This is a genomic window from Mesorhizobium sp. M0184, assembly GCF_040322215.1.
GTDB lineage: Bacteria > Pseudomonadota > Alphaproteobacteria > Rhizobiales > Rhizobiaceae > Mesorhizobium.
Genome location: NZ_JAMYSZ010000038.1, coordinates 39245 through 48635 on the forward strand (window position 1 = coordinate 39245; position 9391 = coordinate 48635).

The following is a 9391-nucleotide window of genomic DNA, read 5'->3' on the forward strand; positions in this document are numbered from 1 at the left end:
GAGATGCCAAGTAGTCGTAAAGAGGGCAGGACAGAGGGGGGTGGGCCGGGAGCCAAACATTTCAGATTGCCTTCCCCTCAGAACGCCACGCGGTCGCCGCCCTTGAGCGCCAGCATCTGCCGTGCCTCGGCCGGCGTTGCGACGTCCAGCGACAGCCCTTCGAGCACGCCGCGGATCCGGCGGACGTGGTCGGCATTGGACTTGGCGAGCTGGCGCCCGTCGTAGAGGCTGTCCTCCAGCCCGACGCGGACGTTGCCGCCCATTGCCGCCGCAATCGAGATCATCGGCATCTGGTGGCGTCCGGCGGCCAGCACCGAAAACCGGTAGCTCTCGCCGAACAGTTTGTCGGCGATGCGCTTCATGTGGACCAGGTTTTCTGGATCGGCGCCGATACCACCCAATATGCCGAACACGAATTGGATGAACAATGGTCCCGACACCAGCCCGCGGTCGCGGAAATGCGCAAGCGAATAGAGATGGCCGACATCGTAGCACTCGAATTCGAAACGCGTGCCACAGCCGCGCCCAAGCTTTTCCAGCACCGTCTCCATATCGGCAAAGGTGTTCTTGAAGATCGTGTCACGGGTAGCCTCGAGCAGCTTCGGCTCCCATTCGTGCTGCCATTCTCGCGGCCGCTCGAGCATCGGGAACAGCGCAAAATTCATCGAACCCATATTGAGCGAACACATTTCCGGCTCGGCCCTGAGCGGCGCGGCCAGCCGCTGGTCGAGCGTCATCAGCGACGATCCGCCGGTGGTGATGTTGATCACCGCATCGGTCGCCTGCTTGATGCGCGGCAGGAACTGCATGAACACCTCGGGGTCGGCGGTCGGCCGCCCATCCTTGGGGTCGCGGGCATGAAGATGCAGGATCGAAGCGCCGGCCTCGGCGGCGGCGATCGCGTCTGCGGCGATCTGGTCCGGCGTCACGGGCAGATGCGGCGACATCGACGGGGTGTGTACCGACCCGGTGACGGCACAGGTGATAATGACTTTGCGCGGTGCCATGGTCGCCTCAACCTTCGACCGGCAGGTCGAGCTCGCCGGCCAGCACCTCGAGCGAGTCGCCGATGATGGATACGATCTCGCCGATCTGCGCGGCGGTGACGATCATCGGCGGCGCGACCATGAAATTGTCGCCGTCGACACCGCCCTTGACCTTGCGTCCGTAGATGATCAGGCCGCGCTCGTAGGCGAGGTCGAGCAGATGCTGGGTGGCCTTCTTTGCCGGCTCGATCGGCCTCAGCGTTTCTGGGTCGGCGACCATTTCGGCACCGGTGAGCAGGCCCTTGCCGCGGACGTCGGCGATGAACGGAAACCGCTTCGCCAATCCCTTCAGCTCGTCCATCAATAGCTCGCCCATGACAGCCGCGTTGGCGATCAGGCCGAGGCGATCCATTTCGCCGAGTACGGCGCGCCCGGCGGCGCAGGCGAGCGGGTTGCCGGCGTAGGTATGGCCGTGCTGAAAGCCGCCCGATGCGAGCAAAGGCTGCACCAGCCGCATCGGTGCCGCCAGCGCGCCGAGCGGCGCGTAGCCAGAGCCCAGCCCCTTCGACAGCGCGACGATGTCGGGCTTGCAGTTCCAGTGGTCGCCGCCGAGGAATTTTCCGGTGCGGCCGGCACCGCTCATCACTTCGTCATGGATGAGCAAGATGCCGTAGCGATCGCAGATCTCGCGGATACGCGGATAGTAGCTGTCCGGCGCCACCAGTGCTGCCGTGGCAGCGCCGCCGACTGGCTCCATGATGAAGGCGAGCACGCTCTGCGGTCCCTCGGCGAGGATCTTTTCCTCCAGCATGTCGGCGTAGCGGATGCCGCGCTGTTCCATCGAAAGATTGTCGCGGTCGCGCCAGGCGATGGGCGCCGGCACGGTCGGCATCATCTGCATCATCGGCACAAATGTTTCGGACAGCGCATCGTCGCCGGTAACGGCGAGCGCGCCGAGCGTGCCGCCATGATAGGAGGGAAAGCGCGAGATCACCTTCCAACGGCTGGGCTGGCCGGTGGCGACCGCCCATTGCCGCGCCAGCTTGATGCAGGATTCGGTCGCTTCCGAGCCGCCGGAGACAAAGAAGATGCGGTCCATGCCTTCAGGGAGTTTGGCGGCCAGCTGCCGCGCGAGCTCCTCGGCCGGTTCGTTCTCGAAATGCAGGCGGTAGGCGAAGGTGGCGCGGTCCATCTGCCTTTTCATCGCGTCGAGCACGTTGCGATTGGAGTGGCCGATATTGGCAACCATCGGACCGCTCGATCCGTCGATGAAGCGGCGGCCATCCTGCGTCCACATGTAGATGCCTTCGGCGCGGTCGATCAGCGGCCGGCGCAGGCTGGATAGATAAAACAGATGCGAGGCTTCGCGAGTTTCCGGGGCAGGAGACTTCAACATGTCATGGCTTTCCAAGATAGCGGTCGAGGACATTTCTGGTGACGCGCTCGACCATCGCATCCTGCCTTAGCAGGCCGGCAACCCATTCGCAGCTTCCGGCGTGAAACACCTCGCCTTTGCCGCGCGGGAAATTGACGATCATGCCGTTGCCGCGTTTGACCTTGTCGAGGTTGGCATCGCTTGCCTCGCCGAACAGCGTCTCGGCGGTGAAGCGTCCGTCCTCGTCGCCGAGAAACTGGTCCTCGAACGCAATGTCGGCGCTTTCCTCGACCTGGCTCGCCATGCCGACGGCCAGCACTTGCAGCCCGTCCGGTGCACCGCTGTCGGGCTTGGGGTAGGGCAGGCCGCCGCGGATCTCGAAATCGAGCCCGTCGACCTCGTAGCCATAGACATGGCTGTCGGCGCCGAGCAGGTCGCCATAGTAGATGCCGGTGCCGGCAAACGCCCAATGCTCCGGCCGGTAGACCGGAAAGCCGCGTACGCCGCGCGGCGCGCAGCCGCCCCAGCCGGCATAGACGCCTCTTGTCGCGTTGAGGCCGAAGGTCGCCGCACCCGGCCGGCCGATTTCCGGCGCCTCCCAGGAATTGGTGGCGCGCCTTATATCGCCGCCGCGATAGGCCGGGTCCTCGGCGCGGGCGCGGTATTTGTAGCAGACCTGCCGGCGGCCTTCGTCCTCCAGCCTGGTCTGCCACATGAAATTGCCGGCAAAGCGCGCCGCATGACCGCCGCGCTCGACATAGGTGTCGACCGCATCGCGCATTTCCCAGGTCCAATATTCGTCGTGGCCGACCAAGACGACGCAGTCATAGCCGTCGAGAATGTCGGGCGAAAAATGCAGATCGTGCTGGCTGGCGAGATCGACGGCGTAGCCGGCACGCTCGGCGAAGCGGAAGAAATGGCTGTCGTAGCTTGCCCAGCCGGCTGAGGCGTATTTCTTCGAATGGCCGGTGGCAAAGGCCCATTCCATGTGCGGATAGCGCGGCACGGTTTTCGGCGGCACCGCGACTTCGAGCGGCACGCGCGGCGCATCCTTGGGCAGCACGACGAAGCCGCGGCACCAAGGCCGCTGCGTCGACACCATTCGTGCATATTGGTCCCGGCCTGGCCCGGTGATGCCTTCGTAATGGTTGGAACCGCCCCATGTATTGTAGGCGAGCCAGGTGCCGGTGGCCGCCACCTGCAGCACACGGCCAGGCTTCTTGCCGGGCTGCGGCGCGACGATAAAAAGATGGTGGCAGCGGATCGGCTTGCCGTCCCGGCCATCTGCCGTCAGCGTCACGCGATAGGCGCCGGACGGCCAGTCGTCGCCGATGCGAAACTCGAACGACGCTTGCCAGCCGCAGCCTTCGACCGAACATTGGTCCGGCGTATCTTGCCAGCGCGCCGCGATTCCGGTCCCTTCGAACATTGTCGTTTCCGCGCCGCCGTCGCGGATGATCGCGATGCCGAAACCGGCGGCCGTCGAACTGACATGCAGTGCCACCATGTCGCCAGGACGATAGGAAAAACGGTCGCTGTAGCACCAGATTTCGCCGCGCCCGCCATCCATACCGGGCCATTCCCAGTAATGGCTGCGCACCGCCTGGCGTCGCTGCTCCGGCGTCAGTCCGAAATCGGGAAACTCGGTCGGCGGATGGTTCATGGACACCGCTAAGGTCGAAGGCCGCCATTTCGGCCATCCGCCGGCCAAGCGTCAATTGGAAACGATCGGGCCAGCCATTGCCGGGCTGCTCCCTTGGCCTTGCCTGACAAACAGACTATCTCACAAAGGGCGGCCTTGTCCGCCACGGGAGCCGATATGCTGAGAGTGCAAAAGGTCAGGGTCAACGATATCTACGTGCCGACGGCGCGCAAGAAGACGCTGCATCCCGAGACCGTCCGCCATCTGGCCGAGGACATTCTGGAAAACGGCATGAAGATGCCGATCCAGGTGCGCCATGACGGCAAGCGCCATATCCTCGTCGAAGGGTTGCATCGGCTGGAAGCGGCCAAGTGGCTCGGCGAGACCGAGATCGACGCCTATCTGGTGCAAGCCAAGCGCCACTGAAGCCACTTATTTCCGTCGTTCGAATCTCCTGTCCCGCGGATTTTTTCGCGGGCCGTGTCGGCTTGCGTCTTGTCGGTTCGTCCTAGACACGAAAGCCAAAGCCGACATGTGAGGAAACACCATGACCACCAAGCTCGACATCGCCCCCAACTCCGATCGCGAGCTGGTTCTCGCGCGCATCATCGATGCGCCGCACGAGAACGTCTATCGCTGCTGGACCGAGCCAAAGCTGTTGACGCAATGGTTCTCGCCGAAGCCGTGGATGACGCCGCGCGCCGAAATGGATGTGCGGACCGGTGGCTCCAGCCTGGTCGTCATGGCCGATCCCGACGGCAAGGAGTTCCCGAATCCAGGCATCTTCCTCGAAGTCGTACCGGGCAAAAAGCTCGTCTTCACCGATGCCTATACCAAGGCGTGGGAGCCGTCCGAAAAGCCGTTCATGACGGTCGTGCTGACCCTTTGAGGACGAGGGCGAGGGCAAGACCCGCTACATTGCCCGCGTCGCGCATTGGTCGGTCGCCGACCGCGAACAGCACGAGAAAATGGGTTTTCACGAGGGCTGGGGCCAGTGCGCCGAACAGCTTGAGGAGGTCGCCAAGCGACTTTGATGCAAACGGGAGAGGGAGACTGACGTGTCCAGATCGGTATTTTTCGCCATATTCGCCTCGGCCGCCGCGCTATTTGCCGCGCCGGGCACCATCGACGCAGAGGAGGCCAAGCCCGCCATGACGACCGCAACCGCAACACTGCCGAAGCCGGAAAAATCCGGCCTGCTGCCGATCAACGGCCTGAACTATTATTACGCCGTCTATGGCAAGGGCGAGCCGCTGCTTCTGCTGCATGGCGGCCTCGGCACGACCGATATGTTCGCGCCGATCCTGCCAAAACTTGCCGAAGACCGGACCGTCATCGGCGTTGACCTGCAGGGCCATGGCCGCACCGCGCTTGGCGACCGGCCGCTCAGCCTGGAGGCGATGGGCGACGACATGGCGGCGATCGTCAAGGCACTCGGCTACGACAAGGTCGACGTGATGGGTTATTCGCTGGGTGGCGGCGTCGCCTTCCGCATGGCCGTGCAGCATCCCGAAACGGTGCGCCGCCTGGTGCTGGTCTCGACCGGCTACGCCGCGGACGGCTTCTACGCCGAAATGCGTGGCCAGCAGGCACAGGTCGGCGCGGCGATGGCCGACATGATGAAGGACACGCCGATGTACAAATCCTACGTCGCGGTTGCGCCGCATCCGGAGGATTTTCCGAAACTGCTCGACCAGCTCGGCGCCTATATGCGCAAGGCCTACGACTATTCGGCCGACGTGCCAAAGCTGAAAATGCCGGTGATGCTGGTGTTCGGCGACAGCGACATGTACCGGCCCGAGCACGAGATCAAGTTCTATCAGATGCTCGGCGGCGGGTTGAAGGACGCCGGCTGGATGCGCGAGAACCTGTCGCAGAACCGCCTGGCGATCGTGCCGAACCGCACCCACTACGATGTGTTCTTCGCGCCGGAACTGACAGCTGCCGCGCTGCCGTTCCTCAATGGCCAGACCAAGGTCAAGACCTGGGACGAGGTCGTCAACGAAACGAACTGACGCCCAGTCAATTGTCTGCCGGCCGTCTTCCGCGAGATGGCCGGCATGTCGCCCATGGGGCCTTGGCCCGGCGCATCGGCCAATCGTGTATTGGCCGCATCACAGCTATAGATGGCGCCATCAAAGCTTTTCAATTGACGCTGCCACGCCTATCGATAGGTATGCCGCCTATCCTCACAGGGCAGGGACGCGGGTGATGGCAAGATATCAGGGCGGGTGTTTGTGCGGTGCGGTGCGCTACCGCGCCGAGGCGGCACCGATCAATGAGCGCGTCTGCCATTGCCGGTTGTGCCAGAAGGCGCTGGGTGCCGCCTTCAACGCGCGCGTGCTGTTCCGCATCGATGATGTGACGGTCGACGGACCGCTGGCGACGGTGAATTCCTCGCCCGATCTCAAGCGCGGCTTTTGCCCGCGCTGCGGCACGACGATGTTTTCCCGGCGCGATTCCGCCGGCATTATCGGCATCACCACCGGCTCGCTCGATGATCCCTCGTTGTTCAGGCCTGAGATGCATATCTGGACCGCCTCGAAGCAGCCCTGGGTGCAGATCGACGACGGCCTGCCGCAGTTTGAAGGCGCGCCACCTCCGGCTTGAGGTGGAATCTGGACAAAATTTAATCCGAAGCGACACGAGATAGCCGGCAAAGCGTCATTGGCGGGCCATCATTGCTGCCTATCTATTGGCGTGCGGGCAGGCAGTCGAGGAGGCGACGGATGAACGACAGCATCAACACCCTGGATGAACTCTTGAGCGATCCGATGATCAAGCTGGTGATGGAGCGCGACCGCGTGCAACCGGCACAACTTCGCACGTTGCTCGAAGAAAAGGTCCGCCGGGTAGACGATGATGCGCCGGTCAACGATCGCTTTGTACCGCCGGCCCACCTCATGGCCACGACCTGTCACAAGCTGTGGTTGTGCAGCTAGGGTCTTGAAGCGGTCAGCCGGAATTTGCCGGCAAATAGCTGTAATGGCTGCGGAAATAGGCAAGCTTGAAGCCGAGGCGTGCATAGTTGCGGTAGGCTGGCCCGTCACGTTCGGCTCGCGGCGCCTCGATATCGGCCACGAACAGTTTTGCACCGGCCGCAAGTCCGTCGCGCACCATCGCTTCGCCGAGCATTGCATCGAGGTCGAAGCTCGGCGCCATGATGCCGGGCACCGGCGCGTCGATGCCGCTCCAGGCCATGCCGTCGGCGCCGATGAACATCGAGCGCACCGCCGCCACCGCGTCTTCCCGCCGCAGCATGTAATGATGCCAGCCGCGCCGGCCGGCCAGCGCCAGCAACCACGGTGAGGTCGGCAACCGATATTGCCTGTCGATGAACCCAGCCCATTCCCTTGCCGTTGCCGGCGTCACCCGCTCGACCGAGGCATCCTCCGTCGGGAAAAGCGGCTCAGCGGGCAATGGCGTCGCGTCGCGAAAGATGCGTTCCCAGCCGCCCTGACGTTGCAGGCCGCGCGCCTCGAGCCAGCAGCTGAGCGTCGCGGGCTCGGTGTGTGGGTTGGTGTAGAACCAGGGCCGCAGAATGCCGGCGTCGCGATAATGCGCCAGAAGCGCGTCGAGCCGGCTCTCGGTGGCTGCGCTATCGACACCGAAATTCTTGACGCAGTTGAAATGGATGAACGGGATCGTCGTGCAGGTGGTCCAGACGAGATCGCCATCTTCGGCGATGGCAAGGCCTTGCCTTGCGGCAAAGTCTGCCGGGGCGGCGCGATAGAGATCGAGCCACGCATTGACCTCGGCGCGTTCGATGGCGCGACTGAGGTTGCGAGGTATCTCGTCGACCCCGATGGCGGGCGAGCATGGCTCCGGCGGGACTACGGGCTGCAATTCTGACAGGGCGGCGGGCTGCATGACGTCCTCCACGTGGTGCCTTACACCGTAAGATTAGTAGAGACTAATCTCATGCCGTGAGTTGTCAAGCCGAGGCAGCGACGTGGCCGGACATTGGAGGGACAGCACACCTCCGCCCGGCCAACGTCCCGCTGCAAAGCCCTAACAATTCGATTCAAACTTTGTTGGTAGTTTCTTGTTAGGAATCCAGCTTGGTTTGTCCGGCGGCGTTGTCCTGCCTTCGGTCTGTTGTGTTTTGCGTACAGGTCCAGATGCGGTCATCAGGCGTCGTCATCTTCTCGATCGCAGCGCTGTGCCTTGCCGGCTGCACGTCGACCTCCGGCGTCGATGCGCTGCAAGTGCCGTCCAGCGAGACCACCAGCTCGGTTGTGCGCCCCCCCGCGCCGGTGGCATCCGTGGCGAAAACTGATGCTGCGCCCGCTTTTGCCGAACAGGAGCAGGACGAACAGCCGGTCGCGATGGACGTACCCGATCAGGACGTCGAACCGCCGGCCGAGGTGATCGCGCTGATGTCGCCGCCGAAGCGGCTGACACGCGCGGCACCAGCAATGCTTGCCGAACCGGTCACGCGCTATGGTTTTCGCGATGCCAAGCCGATCAATTTCGGCAAGTCCTCCTCGCCGAGGCGTCTCGCCGTCCACGGCGTCGACGTTTCGCGCTGGCAGGGCAATGTGAACTGGGGAAAGCTGCGTGCCCAGGGCGCCAATTTCGCCTACATCAAGGCCACCGACGGCGGCGATCATCTCGACCCGATGTTCACCAGGAACTGGCGCGGTGCCGATGCCGCCGGCCTCAAGCGCGGCGCCTACCACTTCTTCTACTGGTGCCGCACCGCCGGCGAGCAGGCCGATTGGTTCATCCGCAACGTGCCGCGGGTCGAGGGTGCGCTGCCGCCGGTGATCGACGTCGAGTGGAACGGCGACTCCAGCTGCAAGCGCCGCCCATCGCGGCAAAAGGTGCTGGAAAAGATGCAGGTGTTCATGGACAAGCTCGAGCGCTACTACGGCCAGCGGCCGATCATCTACACCGCGCCCGACTTCTACCGTGACAATCTCAGGGGCGCCTTCCCCGATTATCCGTTCTGGCTGCGCGCCGTGGCGGCGCACCCGTCAAAGGTCTATCCCGACCGCAAATGGCTGTTCTGGCAATATTCCGGCTCCGGCCTGTCGCACGGGGTGAGGGGCCGCATCGACCTCAACGTGTTCCATGGCGATGAACGCGCCTGGCGCGACTGGGTGGGTGGAAGGCAGATGGTGGCGGAAGTGGAGTAGCGCGGCAGCTTCTTCCTTCTCCCCCTGTGGGAGAAGGTGGATTGGCGCGCAGCGCCAAGACGGTTGAGGGGTGTTGGACGGAGTGCAGGTGATGCCAAGCTGGAACACCCCTCATCCGACCGAGCTTCGCTCGGCCACCTTCTCCCACAAGGGGAGAAGGGGAGGCGCCGCGCCATCCCCTTTGGTTGGTCTCGAACGTCGGCCCTTATCTGAGGATTCCTTGGAGGTCGTCCCCAGGATTGGATAA

9 protein-coding genes and 1 pseudogene are annotated in these 9391 nt (G+C 63.7%); 6 read left to right on the forward strand and 4 right to left on the reverse strand.

What is annotated here, in order from left to right; translation table 11 throughout:
- Positions 1–77: 77 nt before the first annotated feature.
- The 3 genes from kce to NKJ23_RS29985 are packed head-to-tail and all read right to left on the reverse strand — an operon-like array spanning position 78 to position 4024.
- On the reverse strand, positions 78–1007 hold the full coding sequence (gene kce, locus NKJ23_RS29975) for a 3,5-dioxohexanoate:acetyl-CoA acetone transferase (RefSeq protein WP_352684230.1): 930 nt from the start codon (positions 1005–1007) through the stop codon (positions 78–80).
- Positions 1008–1014: 7 nt separating this feature from the next.
- Positions 1015–2382: an aminotransferase family protein gene (locus tag NKJ23_RS29980; RefSeq protein ID WP_352684232.1), complete on the reverse strand. Its 1368-nt coding sequence runs from the start codon at positions 2380–2382 to the stop codon at positions 1015–1017.
- A 1-nt stretch (position 2383) separates the two neighbouring features.
- On the reverse strand, positions 2384–4024 hold the full coding sequence (locus tag NKJ23_RS29985) for a N,N-dimethylformamidase beta subunit family domain-containing protein (RefSeq protein WP_352684234.1): 1641 nt from the start codon (positions 4022–4024) through the stop codon (positions 2384–2386).
- 156 nt (positions 4025–4180) lie between these two features.
- Between NKJ23_RS29985 and NKJ23_RS29990 the strand changes: the two genes are divergently transcribed.
- The 5 genes and pseudogenes from NKJ23_RS29990 (at position 4181) to NKJ23_RS30010 (ending at position 6945) form a co-directional block, all read left to right on the forward strand.
- A complete protein-coding gene (locus NKJ23_RS29990; RefSeq protein ID WP_023674751.1) occupies positions 4181–4429 on the forward strand; it encodes a ParB N-terminal domain-containing protein in 249 nt (82 codons plus the stop codon).
- A 121-nt stretch (positions 4430–4550) separates the two neighbouring features.
- Positions 4551–5037, forward strand: a pseudogene (locus tag NKJ23_RS29995) (SRPBCC family protein).
- A 24-nt stretch (positions 5038–5061) separates the two neighbouring features.
- A complete protein-coding gene (locus NKJ23_RS30000; protein ID WP_352684236.1) occupies positions 5062–6018 on the forward strand; it encodes an alpha/beta fold hydrolase in 957 nt (318 codons plus the stop codon).
- A 196-nt stretch (positions 6019–6214) separates the two neighbouring features.
- Positions 6215–6613, forward strand: a complete 399-nt coding sequence (locus NKJ23_RS30005) for a GFA family protein (RefSeq protein WP_352457758.1) — start codon at positions 6215–6217, stop codon at positions 6611–6613.
- A 119-nt stretch (positions 6614–6732) separates the two neighbouring features.
- The gene (locus tag NKJ23_RS30010; RefSeq protein ID WP_023674755.1) at positions 6733–6945 is read left to right on the forward strand and encodes a hypothetical protein; all 213 of its coding nucleotides are present in this window, start codon (positions 6733–6735) and stop codon (positions 6943–6945) included.
- 13 nt (positions 6946–6958) lie between these two features.
- Here the strand turns inward: NKJ23_RS30010 and NKJ23_RS30015 are convergent, their stop codons facing one another.
- A complete protein-coding gene (locus tag NKJ23_RS30015; protein ID WP_352684238.1) occupies positions 6959–7873 on the reverse strand; it encodes a hypothetical protein in 915 nt (304 codons plus the stop codon).
- Positions 7874–8124: 251 nt separating this feature from the next.
- Here NKJ23_RS30015 and NKJ23_RS30020 point away from each other — a divergent pair, with 251 nt between their 5' ends.
- Positions 8125–9144 (forward strand): GH25 family lysozyme, encoded by a 1020-nt coding sequence (locus tag NKJ23_RS30020; protein ID WP_352684240.1) that lies wholly within the window; start codon positions 8125–8127, stop codon positions 9142–9144.
- The last annotated feature ends 247 nt before the right edge of the window (positions 9145–9391 follow it).

Coding starts and splice junctions, on each gene's coding strand:
- kce (WP_352684230.1), bottom strand. CDS start 1,007: ATGGCACCGCGCAAAGTCATTATCACCTGTGCCGTCACCGGGTCGGTA.
- NKJ23_RS29980 (WP_352684232.1), bottom strand. CDS start 2,382: ATGTTGAAGTCTCCTGCCCCGGAAACTCGCGAAGCCTCGCATCTGTTT.
- NKJ23_RS29985 (WP_352684234.1), bottom strand. CDS start 4,024: ATGAACCATCCGCCGACCGAGTTTCCCGATTTCGGACTGACGCCGGAG.
- NKJ23_RS29990 (WP_023674751.1), top strand. CDS start 4,181: ATGCTGAGAGTGCAAAAGGTCAGGGTCAACGATATCTACGTGCCGACG.
- NKJ23_RS30005 (WP_352457758.1), top strand. CDS start 6,215: ATGGCAAGATATCAGGGCGGGTGTTTGTGCGGTGCGGTGCGCTACCGC.
- NKJ23_RS30010 (WP_023674755.1), top strand. CDS start 6,733: ATGAACGACAGCATCAACACCCTGGATGAACTCTTGAGCGATCCGATG.
- NKJ23_RS30015 (WP_352684238.1), bottom strand. CDS start 7,873: ATGCAGCCCGCCGCCCTGTCAGAATTGCAGCCCGTAGTCCCGCCGGAG.
- NKJ23_RS30020 (WP_352684240.1), top strand. CDS start 8,125: ATGCGGTCATCAGGCGTCGTCATCTTCTCGATCGCAGCGCTGTGCCTT.